The 20,185-nt window shown below is 63.9% G+C and carries 17 protein-coding genes and 3 pseudogenes; 11 read left to right on the top strand and 9 right to left on the bottom strand.

Annotation, left to right across the window (positions count from 1 at the left end; all coding sequences use genetic code 11):
• Positions 1-11: 11 nt before the first annotated feature.
• Complete coding sequence (locus tag ACVWYI_RS36290; RefSeq protein WP_247339869.1) at positions 12-983, bottom strand: S1C family serine protease; 972 nt, start codon at positions 981-983, stop codon at positions 12-14.
• 284 nt (positions 984-1,267) lie between these two features.
• Between ACVWYI_RS36290 and ACVWYI_RS36285 the strand changes: the two are divergent.
• From ACVWYI_RS36285 to ACVWYI_RS36260, 6 genes and pseudogenes are all read left to right on the top strand, one after another.
• Positions 1,268-2,688: pseudogene (locus ACVWYI_RS36285) on the top strand (M20 family metallopeptidase).
• A gap of 262 nt (positions 2,689-2,950) precedes the next feature.
• Positions 2,951-4,741, top strand: a complete 1,791-nt coding sequence (locus ACVWYI_RS36280) for a peptide ABC transporter substrate-binding protein (RefSeq protein ID WP_456664399.1) — start codon at positions 2,951-2,953, stop codon at positions 4,739-4,741.
• 30 nt (positions 4,742-4,771) lie between these two features.
• Complete coding sequence (locus ACVWYI_RS36275) at positions 4,772-5,731, top strand: ABC transporter permease (RefSeq protein ID WP_247445184.1); 960 nt, start codon at positions 4,772-4,774, stop codon at positions 5,729-5,731.
• Positions 5,697-6,614, top strand: coding sequence for an ABC transporter permease (locus tag ACVWYI_RS36270; RefSeq protein ID WP_247339880.1), 918 nt, complete (start codon positions 5,697-5,699; stop codon positions 6,612-6,614). Before ACVWYI_RS36275 ends, ACVWYI_RS36270 begins: the two co-directional genes overlap by 35 nt.
• The gene (locus tag ACVWYI_RS36265; protein ID WP_456664398.1) at positions 6,614-7,609 is read left to right on the top strand and encodes an ABC transporter ATP-binding protein; all 996 of its coding nucleotides are present in this window, start codon (positions 6,614-6,616) and stop codon (positions 7,607-7,609) included. The genes ACVWYI_RS36270 and ACVWYI_RS36265 overlap by 1 nt, the downstream gene beginning before the upstream one ends.
• Entirely contained in the window at positions 7,606-8,574 is a 969-nt protein-coding gene (locus tag ACVWYI_RS36260) for an ABC transporter ATP-binding protein (protein WP_247339884.1), read from the top strand. Before ACVWYI_RS36265 ends, ACVWYI_RS36260 begins: the two co-directional genes overlap by 4 nt.
• An 85-nt stretch (positions 8,575-8,659) precedes the next feature.
• Here ACVWYI_RS36260 and ACVWYI_RS36255 read toward each other — a convergent pair whose 3' ends face one another.
• Positions 8,660-8,881 carry a dodecin gene (locus ACVWYI_RS36255; RefSeq protein ID WP_247339886.1) on the bottom strand — a complete coding sequence of 74 codons (222 nt, stop codon included), beginning with the start codon at positions 8,879-8,881 and terminating at the stop codon, positions 8,660-8,662.
• A 261-nt stretch (positions 8,882-9,142) separates the two neighbouring features.
• Between ACVWYI_RS36255 and ACVWYI_RS36250 the strand changes: the two are divergent.
• A pseudogene (locus ACVWYI_RS36250) lies at positions 9,143-9,869 on the top strand (family 1 glycosylhydrolase); the annotation flags it as partial.
• A gap of 17 nt (positions 9,870-9,886) precedes the next feature.
• Here the strand turns inward: ACVWYI_RS36250 and ACVWYI_RS36245 are convergent.
• The 6 genes and pseudogenes from ACVWYI_RS36245 to ACVWYI_RS36220 all read right to left on the bottom strand — a co-directional run bounded on the left by ACVWYI_RS36245 (position 9,887) and on the right by ACVWYI_RS36220 (position 15,901).
• Entirely contained in the window at positions 9,887-10,444 is a 558-nt protein-coding gene (locus ACVWYI_RS36245) for an HNH endonuclease (RefSeq protein ID WP_247445180.1), read from the bottom strand.
• Positions 10,445-10,666: 222 nt separating this feature from the next.
• A complete protein-coding gene (locus tag ACVWYI_RS36240) occupies positions 10,667-11,644 on the bottom strand; it encodes a peptidyl-alpha-hydroxyglycine alpha-amidating lyase family protein (protein WP_456664397.1) in 978 nt (325 codons plus the stop codon).
• A gap of 62 nt (positions 11,645-11,706) precedes the next feature.
• Positions 11,707-13,483: pseudogene (locus tag ACVWYI_RS36235) on the bottom strand (flavin-containing monooxygenase).
• Between the two features lie 239 nt (positions 13,484-13,722).
• A complete protein-coding gene (locus ACVWYI_RS36230) occupies positions 13,723-14,352 on the bottom strand; it encodes a hypothetical protein (protein WP_456664396.1) in 630 nt (209 codons plus the stop codon).
• Between the two features lie 30 nt (positions 14,353-14,382).
• Entirely contained in the window at positions 14,383-14,703 is a 321-nt protein-coding gene (locus tag ACVWYI_RS36225; protein WP_456664616.1) for a hypothetical protein, read from the bottom strand.
• A gap of 544 nt (positions 14,704-15,247) precedes the next feature.
• Positions 15,248-15,901: a DNA-3-methyladenine glycosylase family protein gene (locus tag ACVWYI_RS36220; RefSeq protein WP_456664395.1), complete on the bottom strand. Its 654-nt coding sequence runs from the start codon at positions 15,899-15,901 to the stop codon at positions 15,248-15,250.
• Between the two features lie 112 nt (positions 15,902-16,013).
• Between ACVWYI_RS36220 and gluQRS the strand changes: the two genes are divergently transcribed.
• Together gluQRS and ACVWYI_RS36210 are read left to right on the top strand one after the other, a co-directional pair.
• The gene (gene gluQRS / locus ACVWYI_RS36215) at positions 16,014-16,886 is read left to right on the top strand and encodes a tRNA glutamyl-Q(34) synthetase GluQRS (protein ID WP_456664394.1); all 873 of its coding nucleotides are present in this window, start codon (positions 16,014-16,016) and stop codon (positions 16,884-16,886) included.
• 104 nt (positions 16,887-16,990) lie between these two features.
• Entirely contained in the window at positions 16,991-18,286 is a 1,296-nt protein-coding gene (locus ACVWYI_RS36210) for an ATP-binding protein (RefSeq protein WP_456664393.1), read from the top strand.
• Here ACVWYI_RS36210 and ACVWYI_RS36205 read toward each other — a convergent pair.
• Entirely contained in the window at positions 18,213-19,106 is an 894-nt protein-coding gene (locus ACVWYI_RS36205) for a YihY/virulence factor BrkB family protein (RefSeq protein WP_247339897.1), read from the bottom strand. The two genes, ACVWYI_RS36210 and ACVWYI_RS36205, sit on opposite strands and share 74 nt — an antisense overlap.
• A gap of 204 nt (positions 19,107-19,310) precedes the next feature.
• Here ACVWYI_RS36205 and ACVWYI_RS36200 point away from each other — a divergent pair, with 204 nt between their 5' ends.
• Both ACVWYI_RS36200 and ACVWYI_RS36195 read left to right on the top strand, forming a co-directional pair.
• A complete protein-coding gene (locus tag ACVWYI_RS36200; protein ID WP_247339988.1) occupies positions 19,311-19,505 on the top strand; it encodes a twin transmembrane helix small protein in 195 nt (64 codons plus the stop codon).
• A 1-nt stretch (position 19,506) separates the two neighbouring features.
• Positions 19,507-20,079 (top strand): cob(I)yrinic acid a,c-diamide adenosyltransferase, encoded by a 573-nt coding sequence (locus tag ACVWYI_RS36195; RefSeq protein WP_456664392.1) that lies wholly within the window; start codon positions 19,507-19,509, stop codon positions 20,077-20,079.
• Positions 20,080-20,185 lie beyond the last annotated feature (106 nt).

The following is a 20,185-nucleotide window of genomic DNA, read 5'->3' as shown; positions in this document are numbered from 1 at the left end:
AGTTCGGTTTGTCAGTGCAGCTTCGGCGCCTTCAAGAGCTTGAAGCGATCGGTCGAGGTCACCGTGACGTCGAAGGTGACGCCTTCATGATGGACAGTCAGCGGCACGTCGACGCCGGCTGCGCCGAGCCCCCACAGCTTGTTGTAGAAGCCGGTCTGGCTTGTGACCTTCTCGCCGTCCACGGCGAGGATGACGTCGCCGGTCTTGAGCTCGGCACGGGCGGCCGGGCCGTTGGCGGAGATCCCGATCACCACCACGCGGTTGTCGATCTCTGTCGAATAGAGTCCGAGCCATGGCCGTGCCGGCTTGTTGACGCGGCCGAACTTGCGCAAATCATCCAGGATCGGTTTCAACAGGTCGATCGGTACGATCATGTTGACGTGCTCGGCTTTGCCGTCGCGCTCGCGTTCGAGCTGGAGCGAGCCGATGCCGATCAGCTCGCCGCGCTCGTTGAGAAGCGCCGTGCCGCCCCAGTTCGGGTGTGCGGGAAGGGTGAAGATGGCCTCGTCCAGCAGATATTCCCAATAGCCGGCGAACTCCTGCTTGGCCACGATCTGGCTCGCAACCGAACGCGTGCGTCCGCCGGCGCCGCCGACCACGACGCGGTCGCCGAGCCGGGTCTCGGCCGAGATACCCAGCGGCAAGGGTTCGACGTCGAGCTGGCCGAGCGCCTGCACCAGGCCAAAGCCAGTGACAGCATCGAAGCCGAGCACATGTCCCTCCACCACGCGCCCGTCTCCGACATGCAGCCACACGGACTCTGCTTCGGTGATCAGATAACCGATGGTGAGCACCAGCCCGTCGTCGATCACGACGCCGTTGCCGGCGCGTTCGGTGCCCAGTGTCTCGGCGCTGAAGGCGTCCGGCGGGATGATGGCATGCAGGCCGACCACGGACGCGAGCGCGCGGTCGAGATCGAAACCATAATCGCTCGCACGCGGCTGATTGGCCAGCGGTACTCTCCATTCGGTCAGGGCGGGCATCGAGTTCTCCTGGCTGAGAGTATTGCTCCGCCGTGGCTAGCGGAACGGCGCGCGAAGCACGCATAATTTAGGCTGGAGGGGGCGGTCTTGAAAGCCTCGTTCCCCAACAATTCCGGAGAACGCCGTGTGAAATCTTTGAACGGCAATGGAACGGTTCATGCTCGGTCGGCAGGGCGGCCTCCGGCATTGGCCGCATGGCTGCTGTTCGGCGAGGTGCTAGGCGCGGTACAATGAAGCTGCTAACCATTGCCGCTTCGTTTGACGCAGGGATCACGGACCGAAGCATGGACAACCGCAGCGACATCTGGCGTGGCATCGACACGATCAAGGCGCGTTTCATCGACCTCAGCGACAAAGTCTGGGGCATGCCCGAGGTGTGCTACACCGAGGCGCGGTCAGCCGCAGAGCATCTCGCCGAGTTGCGTCATCAGGGCTTTCGCATCACCGAGAACGTCGCGGACATTCCGACCGCGGTGTTGGGCGAGTGGGGTGAGGGCGGACCGGTCATTGCCTTCATGGGGGAATATGACGCGCTGCCGGGCCTGAGCCAGGAGGCGGGCGTCGCGGAACATCGGCCAATTGAGACCGGTGGCCATGGCCATGGCTGCGGTCATAATCTGCTCGGCTCGGCGGCGCTGCTGGCCGCGACCGCGGTGAAGGACTGGCTCGCCGAGAACAAGTTGCCGGGCCGCGTGCGTTATTACGGCTGCCCGGCGGAAGAAGGCGGCGCAGCAAAAGCATTCATGGTCCGCTCCGGCGCGTTCGAGGACGCTGATGTCGCCATCACCTGGCACCCGAGCAGCTTATGGGAGGTGGCGGTGACGCCGTCCCTCGCTAACACGCGCGCCGATTTCATCTTCACCGGCCGTACCTCGCATGCGGCAGCCTCGCCGCATCTCGGCCGCGTCCGCGCTCGACGCGGTGGAGCTGATGAATGTCGGCGTGAACTATATGCGCGAGCACATGCCGAGCGATGCTCGCGTCCACTACGCGGTGCTCGATACCGGCGGGATCGCGCCGAACGTGGTGCAGGCCCACGCGCGTGTGCGCTATTCGATCCGCGCCCGCGACCTGTCCGGCATGAACGAGCTGGTCGGGCGCGTGAACAAGATCGCGCAGGGCGCAGCCCTGATGACAGAGACCAAGATGGAGATGAAGGTCATTTCCGCGGTCTCCAACATCCTGCCCAATGCTCCCTTGGAGCAGGCGCTGCACCGGGTCATGGAAGAGCTCGGCCCGCCGCATTTCGACGACGCCGACAAGACCTTCGCGACCCAAATCCGCGCGACGCTGAGCGACAAGGACATCGCCGCGGTCTATTATGCGATCGGCATGGAGCCGACCGATCGGCCGCTGGCCGACTTCCTGGTGCCGCTCGATGCCAAGCGTAACCCGCAGGTCGGCTTCGACCGATGTGGGTGATGTGAGCTGGGTGGTGCCGACCGTGCAGGTCCATTCACCCACGGTTGCAATCGGCACGCCTTTCCATACCTGGCAGGTGGTTGCGCAGGGCAAGAGCGCGCATGCGCACAAGGCCATGGTGCAGGCCGCCAAGGCGATGGCCGGCATCGGCATCAAGGCGTTGACAGAGCCGGAGCTGATCAAGGCCGCCAAGGCGGACCTCGAGAAGCGGACGGCCAAGACGCCTTACGTCTGTCCGCTGCCGGACCACGTCGCGCCGCCGCTCGACATGTCCGTGGCGTAGAATTTCGCCTCGATACTTCGTCTGATCCGGCGAACAAATTTTCTGCAGTGCAGCGCGGAATCCAGCCTGTTTTGATGCTGGATTGCCGAACGGATGGGCTGCCGAATATGGTTTTGCCCAACAGATAGTCAGAAGACCGTTTGCATACACACGCTCGCAGTTGACGCGCACCCCATTCGGGGTGCCATCTACCGCCAGCCAAGCCCGGTGGTCGCCTCGCGCGACCGCCTGCATCCATACGGGAACCAGACGGGGGACAACCATGCTGGATAAAGAACTACGTTCGATGATCGGTGACGTGAAGGACGGGCGGATGGATCGCCGCGGCTTCATTCAGCGCCTGGCTGCCGTGGGTCTCACCGCGCCTCTGGCCAACCAGATTCTCGCGCTTGGCGGTGTCGCGATGGCTGAGGGCGTCTCGACCTACAAGCCGACCAAGCGCGGCGGCGGTGGTGCGCTCAAGCTGCTGTGGTGGCAGGGGCCGACCCTGCTCAATCCGCATTTTGCCACCGGCACCAAGGACCAGGACGGCGCGCGCCTGTTCTACGAGCCCCTCGCCTGTTGGGATCCCGACGGCAACATGAAGCTGGTTCTGGCCGCCGAAATTCCCTCGATCCAGAACGGCGGCCTCGCCGCCGACGGCAAGTCGGTGACCTGGAAGCTCAAACCCGGCGTCAAATGGCATGACGGCACGCCGTTCACAGCCGACGACGTCGTGTTCAACTGGGAATATGGCAAGGATCCGGCGACCTCCGCGCTGACGATCGGGACGCTCCGCGACATCACGGTCGAGAAGGTGGACGACCTCACGGTCCGCATCGTCTTCAACAAGCCGACGCCGTTCTGGGCCGACGCCTTTGTCGGGGCTCCCAATACCCTCATCCCGAAACATCTGTTCAAGGACTATATGGGGTCCAAATCGCGGGAGGCGCCGAGCAACCTCTCGCCGGTCGGCACCGGCCCCTACAAGTTCGTCGAGTTCAAGCCGGGCGATGTTGTCCGCGGCGTGATCAATCCCGATTATCACATGGCGAACCGCCCCTATTTCGATTCGATCGAGATGAAGGGCGGCGGCGATGCCGTCTCTGCCGCGCGCGCGGTGATCCAGACCGGCGAGTATGATTTCGGCTGGAACATTCAGGTCGAGGATGACGTGCTGCTGCGCCTGGAGAAGGGCGGCAAGGGAAAGACCGTCTACGCAGTCGGCGGCGACACTGAATTCATCGCACTGAACTTCACCGATCCCAACACCGAGGTCGATGGCGAACGCTCTTCGATGAAGACCAAGCACCCGCTGTTTTCCGATCCGGCGGTGCGCAAGGCGCTCTCGATGCTGATCGATCGCGAGTCGGTCAAGAAGGCGATCTACGGCCGCGCCGGCCGCACCTCCGCCAACTTCCTCAACGGGCCGGAAAAATTCGTCTCCAAGAACACCTCATGGGAGTTCAGCGTGGAGAAGGCCTCGAAGATCCTCGACGATGCCGGCTGGAAGCCGGGCGCCGACGGCATCCGCGAGAAGGACGGCAAGAAGCTGAAGCTCGTCTACCAGACCTCGATCAACGGCCCGCGCCAGAAGACCCAGGCGATCGTCAAGCAGGCCTGCCAGAAGGCGGGCATCGAAGTCGAGCTGAAATCGGTCGTCGCCTCCGTGTTCTTCTCCTCCGACGTCGGCAATCCCGATACCTATTCCAAGTTCTACGCCGACATGGAGATGTTCCAGATCCCGCTGAGCCAGCCCGATCCGTCGCAACACATGCGTCGCTACCTTTCGAACCTTGTCGCCACCAAGGAGAACAAGTGGCAGGGCACCAACTTCCCGCGCTGGGTCAACAAGGACTACGACGCGACCATCCAGGCCGCCGACGGCGAGATGGATCCGGTCAAGCGCGCGGCGCTCTACATCAAGGCCAATGACCTCATGTACCAGGACACCGTGTTCATCCCGGTGCAGCACCGCCTGAAGGTCGAGGCGGCCGCCACCAATCTGCGCCCGGTCATTTCCGGCTGGGCCAACGAGACCGATAATTTGTTCGACTGGTATCGCGAGGAATGATCACGCGCGCCTAGAGCGGGTCCTTCTCTCATGAGTCAGTATGTCCTGCGTCGCCTCCTGATCGCGATTCCGAGCCTGCTCGGAATTTCGCTCGTGCTCTTCGTCGTGCTCGCACTAGCGCCGGGCGATCCGTTCTCGGAACTGGCGACCAATCCGAACGTGCCGCCCGAAGTGCAAGCCGCGCTTCGGGCGAGGTTCGGCCTCGACGATCCGATCTACCTTCGTTACCTGCACTGGCTCAACGCCATGCTGCACGGCGACTGGGGTTTCTCCTTCGTCAGCCGGATGAACGTCGACACGCTCATTCTCCAGCGACTGCCTACGACGCTTTACGTAATCGGCTCGGCGCAGATTCTGGCGCTCCTGATCGCGATCCCGGTCGGGGTCTATGCCGCGACGAAACCTTATTCGCTGTTCGACCAGGTTGCCAACACGCTCGCCTTTGTCGGCTTCTCGCTGCCGACCTTCTTCACCGGCATCCTGTTCATCCTGATCTTCTCGGTCACGCTGGACTGGCTGCCTTTCGTCTACACGACCGACATCAAGGGCACGGGGATTCACTGGGTGCTGGAGATGATCCGTCAGGCGATCATGCCGGTAGCGGTGCTCGGCCTGTTCCAGGCTGCGTCGATGACGCGCTTCGTGCGCTCGGCGATGCTCGACGTCATTCGGCTGGATTACGTCACCACCGCGCGCGCCAAGGGCATCGGCCAGCGACGGGTGATCGTCAAGCACGTGATGCGCAACGCGATGATCCCGGTCGTCACGCTCATCGCGTTACAAATCCCGGCGGTGTTCGGCGGCGCCATCGTCACCGAGCAGATTTTCCGCATCCCCGGCATCGGCTCGCTGCTGATCTCCTCCATCCTTTCAAACGACACGCCGGTGGTGATGGCCGTCACCTTCGTCTTTGCGTGCCTCGTCGTGCTGTTCAATCTCATCGCGGACGTTCTTTATGGCTGGCTTGACCCTCGCATCTCCCTCCGCTGAGCGGCGGGTCTACTCGCCCTGGCGCGAGACGTGGCGGCGCTATAGCCGCCACAAGCTTGCCGTGGTCAGTGCGTTCCTGCTCCTCATTCTGATCCTGGCGGTGGTGGCCGGCCCCTTTGTCTGGCGGGTCAAGATCGACGACATCGATATCGTGGCGGGCATGCAGGGGCCGTCGCTGGCCCATCCCTTCGGCACCGACGATCTCGGACAGGACATCCTCGCCCGCATGATCTATGGCGGGCGCATCTCGCTCGCGGTCGGCCTCGCCGCGATGCTGGTCTCGGTCTTTGTTGGCGTGCTGATCGGCTCGCTCGCCGGCATGTCGCGCGGCGCGCTCGGGCATGGGCTGATGTGGCTCACCGATCTCTTTTTGTCGCTGCCGCAATTGCCCCTGCTGTTGTTGCTGATCTATCTGTTCCGCGACGGGCTGAAGGCCGCGTTCGGCCCGGAGGGCGGCATTTTCATCCTGATCGTACTCGTGATCGGTGGCTTGCGCTGGATGCCGGTCGCCCGGCTCGTTCGCGCGCAGTTCCTGTCGATCCGTGAGAAGGAATTCGTCGAAGCCGCGCGCGCGCTCGGGGCGAGCCCGGTGCGGCAAGTGGTCCGCCACATCCTGCCCAATGCGCTCGGTCCGGTGATCATCGCCGGCACCATCGACGTCGCCGCCGCCATCATCGCGGAATCGACACTGTCCTTCCTCGGCCTCGGCTTCCCTCCGGATACACCGACCTGGGGTCGACTGCTCTATGACGCCAAGGATTTCCTCGACATCGGGCCGCACTGGGCTCTGTTTCCGGGCGGCGCGATCTTCATCGCGGTGGTCGCCATCAACTTCATCGGCGATGGCCTGCGTGATGCGCTCGATGCGCGGCGGGTGATCTGATGGCGCCGCTGCTCGAGATCAAGGGACTGAAGACCCACTTCTCGACCGAGGACGGCATCCTCCAGGCCGTCGACGGCGTCGACATCTCCATCAACAGGGGTGAGACGCTTTGTGTCGTCGGCGAATCCGGCTGCGGCAAGACCGTCACCGCGATGTCGATCCTGAAGCTGATCGCGATGCCGCCGGGCCGCATCGCTGCGGGCGAGATCATCTTCGAGGGCCGCGATCTGGTGCCGCTGACGAGCCGTCAGCTCGACGAGATCCGCGCCAAGGAAATCGGCTTCATCTTCCAGGAGCCGATGACTTCGCTCAATCCGGTGCTCACCATCGGCGAGCAGATCGCCGAGAGCCTGCGCCGCCACGAAGCGGTGACCAGGAAGCAGGCGCTCGAGCGCACCATCGAGATGTTGAAGCTGGTGCAGATTCCCAACGCCGAAGGCCGCGTGCACAACTATCCGCATCAGTTCTCCGGCGGCATGCGCCAGCGCGTGATGATCGCGATGGCGCTCGCCTGCAAGCCGAAGCTGATCATCGCCGACGAGCCCACCACGGCCCTCGACGTCACCATCCAGGCGCAGATCCTCGACCTGCTCCAGGACATGAAGGAACGCTTCGGGATGGCGGTGATGCTGATCACCCATGCGATGGGCGTCGTCGCCGAGACCGCGCAGCGGGTCGTCGTGATGTATGCCGGCAAGGTGGTGGAGGAGGCGCCTGTCGACGACCTCTTCAGCAGTCCCGGCCATCCCTATACGCAAGGACTCATCCGCTCGATCCCGCGCATCGATCTCGACAGCGAGCACAAGACGCGCCTGGAGGCGATTGGCGGCTCGGTGCCGATCCTGATCAATCCGCCGGTCGGCTGCCGCTTCGCCCCGCGCTGCCGCCACGCCATGAACGTCTGCACCGAGAAGGAGCCGCTGCTGCGCCAGATCGCGCCCGGCCACCGCATGGCCTGTCATCTCGGCGATACGCAGTTGGAAGGTGCGGCATGAGCGAACCCCTGCTGCGCGTCAGCGGCCTGAAGAAATATTTCCCCGTACACGGCGGGCTGTTGTCGCGCCAGGTCGGCAGCGTCTACGCGGTCGACGGCGTCTCGTTCTCGGTCAATCGCGGCGAGACGCTCGGCCTGGTCGGCGAATCCGGCTGCGGCAAGTCGACGACGGGACGCTGCGTGCTGCGCCTGATCGAGCCGACCGACGGCGAGGTGGTGTTCGACGGCCAGGACGTCCGCCAGCTCGGCGGCACCGATTTGCGCGCGATGCGGCGGAACATGCAGCTCGTGTTCCAGGATCCCTTCGCCTCACTCAACCCGCGCATGACAATCGGCGCGATCCTCGGCGAGGCGCTGATCATCCATAAGCTTGGCTCATCGGCCAAGGAGCGTGAGGATCGCGTCGCGAGCCTGCTGGTGAAGGTCGGGCTCAAAGCCGAGCATATGCGCCGCTATCCGCACGAATTCTCCGGCGGCCAGCGCCAGCGCATCGTGATCGCGCGTGCGCTCGCGGTCGAGCCGAAGCTGATCGTCTGCGACGAACCGGTGTCGGCGCTCGACGTGTCGATTCAGGCCCAGGTCATCAACCTGCTGGAAGATCTTCAGGCCGAGTTGAACCTCACCTATCTCTTCGTCGCGCATGATTTGTCGGTGGTCGAGCACATCTCCGACCGCGTCGCGGTGATGTATCTCGGCCGCATCGTCGAGCTTGCCAAGGCCAGTGACCTCTATCGTAACCCGCAGCATCCCTACACCAGGGCGCTGTTGTCCGCGGTGCCAGTGCCCGATCCCAGGCTCAAGCGCGAGCGCATCCGTCTCAAGGGCGACGTCCCGAGTCCGATGAAGCCGCCGTCAGGCTGCCACTTCCACACCCGCTGTCCGATCGCCCAGCCGCGCTGTTCGGAGAGCGCCCCAGAGCTGAGGGAAGGCGCAGGCGGGCATTTTGTGGCATGCCATCTGGCGTGAGGCCGGGGGGTACGGCGCTGATGTCGCTTGAGGCGGCGTTCATTCGCCACGCCCCCGGGGCGTGACGGCTTCGCCCGTTGCCGTATCATCCATCCAGCGTGAAGCCGACGCGCAGCGTGACCTGGTAGTGGCGCACGGCACCGTTCTCGATGTGGCCGCGCGTCTGCACCACCTCGAACCATTTCATCTCGCGAAGAGTCTTGGCGGCACGGCTGATCGCGTTCTTGATCGCATCCTCGATCGAGGTCTCCGACGATCCGACCAGTTCCAGGATTTTGTAGACGTGATCCGTCTCGCTTGTAGGCATAACGATTCTCCCCTTTTTGCTGTGGCGAGGCCGGAAATGTCTGTCGCGGACAGTCGGCGCTCGCAAGACATCCAGCCTCGACTCTGAACGGATGCCGGCGCTTCGGGTTCCGTCCCCCGGCGCTCGCCCCGCTAGACCCTGTCCATGGCCGTGGCTCCCTTTTTGTAAGCGCACGGAAATGTGGGTCGCGCCTGCGCACTGCGCTCCCGAATTGGCGCACGGTCGCGGGGCTGCTCTTGCCCGTTCCGATGCGAGCGAGCGGGGCGCGCCGGCACCCGCATCGGCGCGGCCGAGAACATTGCCGCCTGCGTGCCGGCGATCGCGACGCCCGAAAACATCCATGCTGCCGAGATCGCGACGCGCGAGCTCAACGCCGGCTTCCTGGGCGTGGTGCTGGAGGGCAAATACACCGATGGTTTCCTCGCTATGCGGGCGCGGACGCGCCGAAATCCACGTCTGAGGAGTTAAAGATCATCGGCCCGCCAAATGACTTCGTCGGCCTCAACATCTACGCCCCGCAATACTACGCCACGGCCTCCGACCGCGCGCCGGGCTTCCGCGTACTGCCGTTTCCGGCCTCGTTCCCGCACATGAATTCGGAATGGCTGCGCGTTGGCCCGAAGTGATCTACTGGGCGCCGCGCATCGCCGCCAAAATCTGGAACATCGACAATATCTACATCAGCATCTACATCAGCGAGAACGGGACCTCGTCAGAGGACGAGCTCGCCGCTGATGGCTAGGTTTACGACCTCGACTGCATCATGTTCCTGCGCAACTACCTGACCCAGATGCAGCGCGCGGCCGCTGAAAGCGTGCCGATCCGCGGCTATTTCCTGTGGAGCCTGATGGACAATTTCGAGTGGATTTTTGGTTACGGAAAGCGGTTTGGCCTGTACCGGGTCGATTTCGAAACGCAGGCGCACGTGCCGAAACTCAGTGCGGCGTTCTATCGCGACGTGGTGGCAAGGAATGCGATCGGGGTGTGAGGCGCTGCCTCTGAACCCTACGGATCCAGCTCCGTGTCCCAGTAGAGATAATCCAGCCAGCTATCATGCAGATAGTTTGGCGGAAACAGCCGGCCGTTGCGGTGGAGCTGGTGCACGGTCGGCGCGAAGGCGTGCTGGCGCGGAAACATTTTTGCCTGGACCGGCGTGAGATTGCCCTTGCGCAAATTACAAGGCGAGCAGGCCGCGACCACGTTCTCCCAAGTGGTCTGGCCGCCTTTGCTGCGCGGGATGATGTGGTCGAAGGTGAGGTCTTCGGGCGAGCCGCAATATTGGCAGTTGAAGCGATCGCGCAGGAAGACGTTGAACCGGGTGAAGGCGGGGTGGGTGGTCGGCTTGACGAAGGATTTGAGCGAGACGACGCTCGGCAGCTGCATTTGCAGCGTGGGACTATGCACCGCCTGATCGTAATGCGCGACGATGTTGACGCGGTCGAGGAACACCGCCTTGATCGCGTCCTGCCACGACCACAAAGACAGTGGATAGTAACTCAGCGGCCGGAAGTCCGCATTCAGCACCAACACCGGCCAATGACCTTGCGAGACATGTGCGTTCAAGTAACGCTCCTGGCCTCCAAATGTACGCTGCGAAGCAGCATGTACTGACATACTACATGCAGCGTGACGGGATTGTGAAGCCCGTTGAGCGAGTTATTCCGGCGCAAGCAATGCGGCCGGGGAGTGGCAAAGCGCTCAAAAACGCCGTGATTTGCGGGAATGAGGACGACGTCGGGGGAGCCGGTGTCGTCCTGACAGCGCGTCGCGGCGTTGCTGGGGCAGCTACTCCCGCACCCGCTCCAGCTTCTGCAAACATCGCGTCCCGCGCACCGCCGCCGGCATCTCCTCGTCCGGAAAGCTGGTCCTCCAGTCGGTGACGCCGACCTCGCCGACATAGATGTCGCCCCTGGAATCCAGCGCGATGCCGTGCGGGGCCAAGAACTTTCCGCTCGCAACGCCGGGGCCTTCCTCGCCGCCGAGCCGCGCGATGCGGTTGCCCTTCGCATCCACGATCGACAGCCGCGGGCCGAGATTGGGCACCTTGCGGTTGACGGCGAGGCCGGGGCCGAGTTCCCCGATGACGAAGGTCGGGGTTTTGCCGCCGCCGCAACAGCACAGCGCGCAGGGGCGGTGCAGATTGTTCCACTGCGTCTCGTACCTGCCGTTGCCGTCGAACACCTGCACGCGGTGGTTCTCACGGTCGGCGACATAGACAAAACCGTCGGAGTCGGTGGCGATGTTGTGCACGATGTTGAACTGGCCGGGATCGGTGCCGGGCTCACCCCAGCTCTTCATCAGCTTGCCATCGGGCGTGAACTTGTGCACGCGCGCATTGCCATAGCCGTCGGAGACATAGATTTCGCCCTTCGGCGAGAGCGCGGTGTGGGTGCAGCGGTGGAAGGGATCGCCGCTCATGAACGGTGATGGTTTTTCGGGAATGCCGATCGTCAGGAGCACCTTGCCGTCGGTGGTGCATTTGCGCACGGTGTGGTCGCCGTCGTCGGTGCAATAGAGATTGTCGTCGGCATCGATGTGCAGGCCATGGGCGCGCGAGAACAGACCTTCGCCCCAACTGCCGAGAAAACTGCCCTCGCGGTCCAGTACGACCATCGGATGGGCCCCGCGATTGAAGACGTAGACGCGGTCCTTGCTGTCGACCGCGACCGAAGCGACGTCGGTGAGCTGCCATCCGTCGGGAAGTTTCGCGAAATTTTCGACGACGCGGTAGCGGTGTTCGCCGGTGCCGAGAATGGCTGGCATGGGTGGTCCCTTCCTCTAGCTATTTCTGTCGTGCTCGTTTGCATCCGCAATGACGGAGAGGCTCAAGTTGCGCCCGCCTCACGCGCCAAAATCCCTTCCTCGATCGCCTTGATCTGGAGTGCGAGATATTTCGAGTTGATCCGGCATTGTGCGAGGCTGCCGGCGATGAACCAGAGGCCGGGCTGCCTGGTGCGCGCATACATGTTGCGCAGCTCGAGGCCGTCGCCAAAGCCCCAGACCGGGCCGACCCGGTCGGCGACATCGTCGCCGAACAGTTTCCGCACCAGATATTCCTGCGTCTTGTAACCGGTCGAGAGCACGATCAGGTCGGCCGGAAGGGTCGTGCCATCCTTCATTCGCGCGCCCTCGGTGACGAAACCCTCGATATCGGAAAACTGCCTGAGCTTGATCGCGCCTTCGGCGATCAGGTTGGAGCAGCCGACGTTGAAGTAATAGCCGCCGCCGCGGGTGAGGTATTTGAACTGCCAGCCGGTGCCGGCCTCGCCGAAATCGAGGCTGAAGCCGACACGGGAGAGTCCGTCGAGCAGCTCCTTGTCGAGCTCCTTCGACTGCTCCGTCAGCATCACATGGGTCTTCTTCGCGAGTGGCGTCGGCATCGAGGTCGCGATCAGATCATTGTCCTCGAGCGTGCCTTCGTTGTAGGTGGCATAAGCAAGTTGGGCCGACGGCTCGATATTGGTGACGAGCGTGGGTGAACGCTGCACCAGCGTCACTTCCGCGCCGCTGGAGTGGAGATCCTGCGCGATGTCGTGGCCGCTGTTGCCGGTGCCGATGACGATGGCGCGCCTGCCTGTCCAGTTCTCGCCGTCCTCGTAGCGGCTCGAATGCAGCAGCGTGCCCTTGAAGTTATCGAGGGTCGGAATAACAGGCACATTTGCGATGCCGCTGACGCCGGTCGCCATCACCACATGGCGCGGATGCATGATGCGCTTGCTGCCGTTGGCGTGCCGCAGTGTGACCGTCCAGTGGCCTTTTGCATCGTCGTAGGCGCCGCCCTCGAATTCGGTGCCGGTCCAGAAGTTCAGCTCCATCGCATCGACGTAAGCTTCGAACCAGTTGGCGAGTTTGTCCTTGGGGATATAGGTCGGCCAGCTCGGCGGAAACGGCATGTAGGGCAAATGATTGACCTGCACCTGGTTATGCAGGGTCAGCGCGTGATAGCGCTTGCGCCAATTGTCCCCGATCCGCGCCTCGCGATCGACGATCAGGGTGTCGACTCCCCAACTGCTTCAACCTTGCCGCAATCGCAAGGCCGGCCTGGCCGCCGCCGACCACCAGCACGACGGGATCGCGATTAGTGTAGTCGCGCGAGGCGTTGCGCAGGTCGAGCCAGTTCGGTCCACGGAAGTCGCGCGAATAGGCCTGGCCGCGCGGCCGCGAGGTGCCGATCTGTTCCTCGAACCCTTTGAGCTCGTCGAGCGCGGTGAGTAGCGTCCACGCTTTCAACCGGTCGCCGTCGGCAGCGTCGGGCATAAGCCTGACGATGCCGCTGCCGCGTCCCAGTACGGTTTCGAAATTGAAGATTGCTTCGATATTGTTGGTGCCGGCGCGCGTCACCCAGCGCGGCGGCGCACGGTTCGGCGCGATCTTGAAGCTGCCCGGCGCGACCTTTGCCGCAAGCGTTGTCAGCTCCCGCTTGATCGAGTCGCGGCCGGCGATAGTTTGCAGGTTCCAGCTCAGTGCCAGCACGTCGCGCCAATAGCTTTCGGCGAGGAAAAGATGATCCAGCGCAGCGCGATCGGGCGCGCCAAGCGTCCGCTCGAATTCATCGAGCCAGGCTTGCGCGGATGCGGCGATATCCTTCGTCCTGTCCAGCATGCGCGACCTCGTGCCGTCTTCGCGGCGTTTCCTCTGATGTCGAACGCTATACTGGAAAGAGGGGCGTCGAAAGCGCTTTACCCGAGCAGTGAAAGCATGTGGCCCTGCTCAGGCGGAATGCGCCCCCGTTAGCGCAGCGAGATAGCCTACCGCACGCTCGCGGAACGAGAGAGGTGTACGCAAGAAAAGGCTCCGCCTGAGTGGAGCCTCCTCGCACTGCTGGTGTGGTTTGCGGATCCTTATCTGTCCCGCGTGCCGGCGCCGTACAACTCACGCTCACGGCCGACATCGTCAGGTGACAACGGCGAGCTTGCGGCATCGAAGCCATTCCAGCCGGACTTCTGCCAGGCGGTGCTTCGTTCCTGCAGGTTCACCGACTTCTCATTCAGAAGGGCATCAAGACGCGCGCGGTCCTGCTCGGCAACCCGCGCCGATACCAGCGTTCCGCCACGTCGGACGCCCTCCGCATAGCGCGATGCATCTTCCTTCGACACCCCGGCTTGGGTCAGCGCGCCGACGATGCCGCCCGTCGCGGCGCCGGCTGCGGCACCCACTGCGGTTGAAGCCAGCCATCCGGCAGCAACGACCGGTCCGAGTCCCGGAATAGCGAGCAAGCCAAGTCCTGCAAGCAAGCCCGCCGCAGTGCCGAGGCCTGCGCCGATGCCGGCACCCGTACCAGCGCCTTCGGCGCGATCGTCGACGCCGTCGCGATCACGATCGATCTTGCCGGTCGATGAGCCGTACCAATTGTCGGAATTGTTCGCGACGATGCTGATGTCGGAGTGCGGCACGCCTGCGGCCTCGAGACGGCTGACCGCACGTTCCGCATCCGAATAGTTGTCATAGAGTCGAGAAATGGTGATCGTCATGTTTCGTCCTCCTGCTTACTTGCGGGGTTCTTACTTGGCGGGGTTCACGTTGCCCTGGAAGTCCACGCTCACATCCGCCTTGGTCCCGGCCTTGTCGGCCTTGCCGCGCCAGACGCCGCTGTCGTCTTTTTGCAGGCCGGAAACATTGGAGTATCCAGCCGACTCGATCTTTGACTTCGCCTGACCCTCGGTGAAGCTGTTGCGGCCTGCAACCGGTGCGTTGGAGTTGTTGTGATCAGAGCTGTTGACGGCGTTGTTGCCCGGGCCGCTTTGTGCCTTTTGCGACTGTGCGCTGACGGGCACTGATCCGAGCAGCAAGAGAGCTGCGGCGAGCATAGTTAGACGTGACATAATTTGTTCTCCGGCTGTTGATTGTGCCGGTCGACAACAGACGAGATTCGAATTGGTTGCTCGGCCTTCGAGATCGAAGAGAGATCGAAGCGCGTGCCTTAAAATGTCCTCTGGATGCATTGAAGACGCGTGGGAACAACTGCCACTATTTCCCGTTTATGTAGTCTCGTACTCTGGGACGCTCGCCTTTTCACATGCCCATCATTCGGTACTTCATGTTCGCGGGCGGCCTGCTTGCCGCCGTGCTTTTCCTAGGCGGATTATTTTCTACTAGCGGCTCCCGAACCTGGCGCTGGAGTGGACGTCGACAGGACGGTCACCCGCATCCACTCAATGCGTGCTTTACCCGAGCGGATTGTATTCGATACGAGCGAGTCTGAACGAGGACGTTCGCCCCTACAGGTCGATACGGGGACGGCTGCGGAAGACCGGGAATCTCGAATGGTATCGGTCGTAAGCCGAAAGTAGTGACCTGATCGCGCCAGCGCGCTGTGGTCGACTTCGTCGCCGAATGCGCCCGGGCCGATCGCATCAGGCTGCGGGGCTAGGCAGATCCGGCGATCACGCCCTCGCGCTTCTTCACCGCGCGGTAATAGCTCCACCACAGATGCGCGGCGGCGCCGCGCAGGGGACGCCAGGGTTCGGCAAGTGGCACCATCTGCTTCTCCGTCGGCCGCGCCGGCAAACCCAGCCCGATGCGGATGCCTTCCTGCACGGCGAGGTCGCCGGCCGGCCAGGCGTCGCCATGGCCGAGGCAGAACAGCAGATAGACGTCTGCGGTCCAGGGGCCGATGCCGGGCAGCGAAATCAGCGTGTGATGCGCGGCGTCGGCATCTTCCTCCGCCAGCACGTCGAGGTTCACGCGCTCCGCGATGATCTCGCGCGCAAGATGTTTCAGCGTCTTGATCTTGGCGGCGGACAGGCCGAGCCGCCCTAGCCGATCGGTGCGGGCGCGGCGCACCGCCTCATGATCGAACGGATCGAATGCTGTGGACAGCCGCCCCCAGATCGCCGCGGCGCTCGCGGTCGAGAGCTGCTGCCCGCAGATGATATGCGCGATCCCGGCAAAACCCGGCTCGCGCCGCCGCAATGCCGGCATGCCGGCCGTCGCGAGCACCGGCTTGAGCCGCGGATCGCGCTTGATCAGCGCGTGGACGGCCTCTTCGAGATCGGACTGGGTTTCGAGGTGGATGGTCATTGCTTGCTCAACTCGTCATGCGCGGGCTTGACCCGCGCATCCATCTCCTATCGTAACAGAGTCTTGGAAGATGGATGATCGGGTAAGCCCGGCCATGACGAGATCTGTGCATATGTCGCCACCCGTTTTCCGATTTGCCCCCAGTCCAAACGGCCACCTGCACCTCGGCCACGCCTATTCGGCGCTGTTGAATTCCGACCGCGCGCGCGAGACCGGCGGGCGGTTGTTGCTGCGGATCGAGGATATCGATGCGACGCGCTGCCGGCCGGAGTTCGAGACGGCGATCTACGAGGACCTCGCCTGGCTCGACATCGCCTTAGAGATGCCGGTGCGGCGGCAGTCGGAGCATCTCGGCGAGTATCGCGCGGCGCTGGACAGGCTGTCGGCGCTCGGCCTGGTCTATTCCGCTTTCGAAAGCCGCGCCGAGATCGCAAGGCGGGTTGCGGCCCGCGAAGCGGATGGGCCATGGCCGCGCGATCCCGACGGCGCGCCGCTTTATCCCGGCGACGGAAAATCGCTGTCGGCCGGCGAGCGTGAACGGCTCATAGACACCGGCGCGCCTTATGCGCTTCGGCTCGACATGGCGGCCGCCTGCCGCCGCGCCGCCGGCCTGACCTGGAACGAGCTGGGCACGGGGCCCGATGGTGAGCGCGGCATCGTCCCGGCGCGACCGGAGGCCTGGGGCGACGTCATTCTGGCCCGCAAAGAGACCCCGACCAGCTACCATCTGTCGGTGGTCGTCGACGACGCGCTCCAGGGCGTCAGCGAGATCGTACGGGGCCAGGACCTGTTTCACGCCACCTCGGTGCACCGCCTGCTTCAGATCCTGCTCAGCCTGCCGGCGCCCGCCTACCGCCATCACCGGCTGATTTGCGACGAGATGGGGCGGAAGCTGTCGAAGTCGACCCGGGCGACCGGTCTGCGCGAGTTGCGCGCGGCAGACGTCACGCCGGCCGGTATCCGCCGGTTGGTGGGATTAGGTTAAGTTTCTCTGGGGGTTAGCCAAACGCCGCCGTGACTCCGGGCGTGCCGCCATGCCATGCTCGCGCGACGGCCCGGGGTTCGAAGGGGATACTTCGAAGGGGAGTTATGGCGGCGAAAACGCGCGCAGCGCGCACTACGCGGACGTCCAAGCGAGTGGCTCGGAAGCGGTCATGGCCGGCCGCCCGGCTGCCTAAGCGCAGCACCAAGGCGGCCAAGCCGGACGTAGTCCAGGCCGCGCTTGCCGCCTTTGCCCATGAAGTCCGCACCCCCCTGACCGGTATTCTCGCGATCAGCGACCTGCTCGCGACCTCCGATCTCGGCGAGCGGGAACGGCGCTGGGCCGACACGATCAAGGCCGGTGCCGAGCATCTGGCCAGCCTTGCCACTCTGTTCGTGGATGCGGCCAGATCCAGCAAGGGGGCCGGCAAGGGGGTCGGGGGTGGAAGCACGCTGCGGCAGGATTTGTTCGACCTGCGGACGCTGGCCCGCAACGCCGGCGATTCGCTGGCCGGTCGCGCTGCGGCCAAGGGCCTCCAGGCCGAGGTCGACATCTCCGAGAAGCTGCCGGGGCTGGTGGTCGGTGATCCCGTCCGCCTTCGGGCAGCACTCGAGAATCTGATCGACAATGCCGTGAAATTCACCGAGCACGGCGGCGTGGCGCTCGCGGTCGCGCCTTGGCGTTCCGCCAAGAGCAAGGACAAGAGCAAGGGCAAAACAAAGGGCAAAGGCAGGGTCGGTGTCGCCTTCGCGGTGTCCGACAGCGGCATCGGCCTCACCATGGCCGAGATCAAGCGGCTGTTCCGCCCGTTCACCCAGGCCAATGTCACCATCGCCTCGCGCTTCGGCGGCGCGGGCTTGGGCCTGTCCTCGGTGAAGCAACTGGCGCGCGCGATGGGCGGCGACATCACCGTCGCCCCACGTCGTGGTGGCGGCGCCACCTTCACGCTGACGATGTCACTGGACGCGACGGGATCGGGCAAGCCCCGCAAATCGAAGGGCGAAGCCGAGGCGGATGCGGTCGCGGCGCTGCGCGTGCTCAGCGTCGAGGACAATCCGTTCGGCCGCGTCGTGCTCAACACCATTTTGACAGAGCTCGGCCATCATGCCGAATTCATCGGGCGCGGCGAAGACGCGGTGAACCGGCTCGCGCAGGGTGCGTTCGACGCGGTGCTGATGGATATGGTGTTGCCTGGCATCAATGGCGTCGAGGCGATCAGACGGATCCGCACCATGGCAACGCCGCTGGCTCAGATCCCCATCATCGGGGTGTCCGGTCGCGGCGAGGACGAAGTCGCCTCACGCGAGGCCGGCGCCGACGCTTTTCTGGTCAAGCCTGTGTCTCCGCGGGCTTTAGCGACTGCGCTGCTTGAAGCGACACGCCGTGAGGAAGCCGCGACTTGATGATCGCGGCGTTGAGCTCGCCGCCGAAAACGAAGATCGCGGCGATGAAGTACAGGAACACCAGCGCGATGATCACCGAGGCGAGCCCCGCATACATCGTCACGTAATTGTTGGCGAAGCGCGCCAGATATTGCCCGAACACGATGCCTGATATCAGCGACGCCACGATGGTGAACACGATGCCGGGCAGGATCTGGAGGAAGCCGCGCCGCCCCGCCGGCAGCCAGGCGTGCAGGATGAGCAGCGCCACCACCAGCGCGCCCACGGTGATGCCGTAGCGCAGCCAGGTGAGGATGCTCTCGTTGGACTCGACGAACAGCGGAATGTGGCGCCGCGCCGCCTCGATGAGGAGCGGGCCGAGCACGATCAGGAACGCCATGGCAAGTGCTGTGAAGGCGGCGACCAGCGTGTAGCCGATCGACTCCAGACGTAGCCAGTACCAGCGCCGCATCTCGACCACCGCATAGGCGCGGTTCAACGCGACCCTGAGTGCCTCGACGCCGTTCGACGCGAAGTAGACCGACAGCACTGCGCCGACGGTCAGTACGCCGGAGCGGGTCGTGGTGAGAACGTCGTGCACCTCGCCCGAGATCGAATCGGAGACTTGCTTGGGCCAGACCTGAAGCATCAGGCTTGCGGCCTGGTCCGCGAGTTCCTTGGAGCCGAAGAAGCCGGCCAGCGAGGTCAGCACGATCAGGAACGGGAACAGCGCCATCAGCGTCGACAGTGCGATGTGGCTCGCGATCGCCCAGCCATCGTCGGCCAGGAACGTGTAGAACGCGTCCATCACGACGACGTAGATGGTGCGGATCGCCTTCACGCGCCACCTACACTGCTGTTGCCACTTCTTCTTGCCGCGCGCGGGGAGCGCATTCCGGCCTCGCCCCGCAAGCGGGGATCGGCGAGGAGGATGGGCAATTCGCGCAAATCCAGATTCATCCAACTAGCTTCTGATATTATTGGCTTAAAAGCCAGATCGGGAACGCCATGGCGGACCGGCGCGCAGGGTGTTATCTACCCTCGGATGGCATCCCTCCTGAGTACTTTCATCCTGCCGATCGCGGTCGGCGCCGTGGCGTTGGTGCTGCTGCTCGGTCTCATCAACATGATGCGCGGCGGCTCGCCCAACACCTCGCAGAAGCTGATGCGCTGGCGCGTGCTGCTTCAGTTCGTGGCGATCGTCATCGCGATGCTCGCCGTGTGGGCGATGGGGCGTTAACATGGTCGTGCTCAACCGCATCTATACGAAAACCGGTGACGACGGCACGACAGCGCTCGGCTCGGGCGAGCGCCGGCCGAAATACGATCTGCGCATCGAGGCCTATGGCACGGTCGACGAGACCAATGCTGCGATCGGCGTCGTTCGTCTGTACACAAAGGACGCGTCCGAGCTCGACGCGATGCTCGGGCGGATCCAGAACGATTTGTTCGATCTCGGCGCCGACCTTGCGGTCCCGGAGCGTGAAGGCAAAGTCGAGCGGCTGCGGGTGGTGGCGAGCCAGGTTGAGCGGCTGGAGCGCGACATCGACGCGCTCAACGACAAGCTGATGCCGCTGACTTCCTTCGTGCTGCCGGGCGGGACGCCGGTCGCCGCCTACCTACACGTCGCCCGTACGATTTGCCGCAGGGCGGAACGCGTGATGGTGGAACTGGCAGCCCGGCCCGGCGAGCCCGTCGGCGCGGCTGGCATCCAGTATATGAACCGTTTGTCCGACTTTCTGTTCGTGGCCAGCCGTGCTGCCAACCATGACGGCGCCGGCGACGTGCTCTGGGTTCCCGGGCAGAATCGCTGACCCATTGAGGGGCATACTTCTGGGGGCAAAATTAGCCCCCTTCGCGCGTTGACCGGGCCTGATCAGGCCTTTAGGTTCCGCGCCAGTTGATAACCCCCTCCTGAAT

The organism is Bradyrhizobium sp. LB13.1 (assembly GCF_054056815.1).
This window is presented reverse-complemented; position numbering and strand designations above follow the sequence as displayed.

Bases quoted from the DNA above. Each gene is read 5' to 3' on its own strand.
- ACVWYI_RS36290 (WP_247339869.1), bottom strand. From the start codon at position 983: ATGCCCGCCCTGACCGAATGGAGAGTACCGCTGGCCAATCAGCCGCGT.
- ACVWYI_RS36280 (WP_456664399.1), top strand. From the start codon at position 2,951: ATGCTGGATAAAGAACTACGTTCGATGATCGGTGACGTGAAGGACGGG.
- ACVWYI_RS36275 (WP_247445184.1), top strand. From the start codon at position 4,772: ATGAGTCAGTATGTCCTGCGTCGCCTCCTGATCGCGATTCCGAGCCTG.
- ACVWYI_RS36270 (WP_247339880.1), top strand. From the start codon at position 5,697: ATGGCTGGCTTGACCCTCGCATCTCCCTCCGCTGAGCGGCGGGTCTAC.
- ACVWYI_RS36265 (WP_456664398.1), top strand. From the start codon at position 6,614: ATGGCGCCGCTGCTCGAGATCAAGGGACTGAAGACCCACTTCTCGACC.
- ACVWYI_RS36260 (WP_247339884.1), top strand. From the start codon at position 7,606: ATGAGCGAACCCCTGCTGCGCGTCAGCGGCCTGAAGAAATATTTCCCC.
- ACVWYI_RS36255 (WP_247339886.1), bottom strand. From the start codon at position 8,881: ATGCCTACAAGCGAGACGGATCACGTCTACAAAATCCTGGAACTGGTC.
- ACVWYI_RS36240 (WP_456664397.1), bottom strand. From the start codon at position 11,644: ATGCCAGCCATTCTCGGCACCGGCGAACACCGCTACCGCGTCGTCGAA.
- ACVWYI_RS36230 (WP_456664396.1), bottom strand. From the start codon at position 14,352: ATGACGATCACCATTTCTCGACTCTATGACAACTATTCGGATGCGGAA.
- ACVWYI_RS36225 (WP_456664616.1), bottom strand. From the start codon at position 14,703: ATGTCACGTCTAACTATGCTCGCCGCAGCTCTCTTGCTGCTCGGATCA.
- ACVWYI_RS36220 (WP_456664395.1), bottom strand. From the start codon at position 15,901: ATGACCATCCACCTCGAAACCCAGTCCGATCTCGAAGAGGCCGTCCAC.
- gluQRS (WP_456664394.1), top strand. From the start codon at position 16,014: ATGTCGCCACCCGTTTTCCGATTTGCCCCCAGTCCAAACGGCCACCTG.
- ACVWYI_RS36210 (WP_456664393.1), top strand. From the start codon at position 16,991: ATGGCGGCGAAAACGCGCGCAGCGCGCACTACGCGGACGTCCAAGCGA.
- ACVWYI_RS36200 (WP_247339988.1), top strand. From the start codon at position 19,311: ATGGCATCCCTCCTGAGTACTTTCATCCTGCCGATCGCGGTCGGCGCC.
- ACVWYI_RS36195 (WP_456664392.1), top strand. From the start codon at position 19,507: ATGGTCGTGCTCAACCGCATCTATACGAAAACCGGTGACGACGGCACG.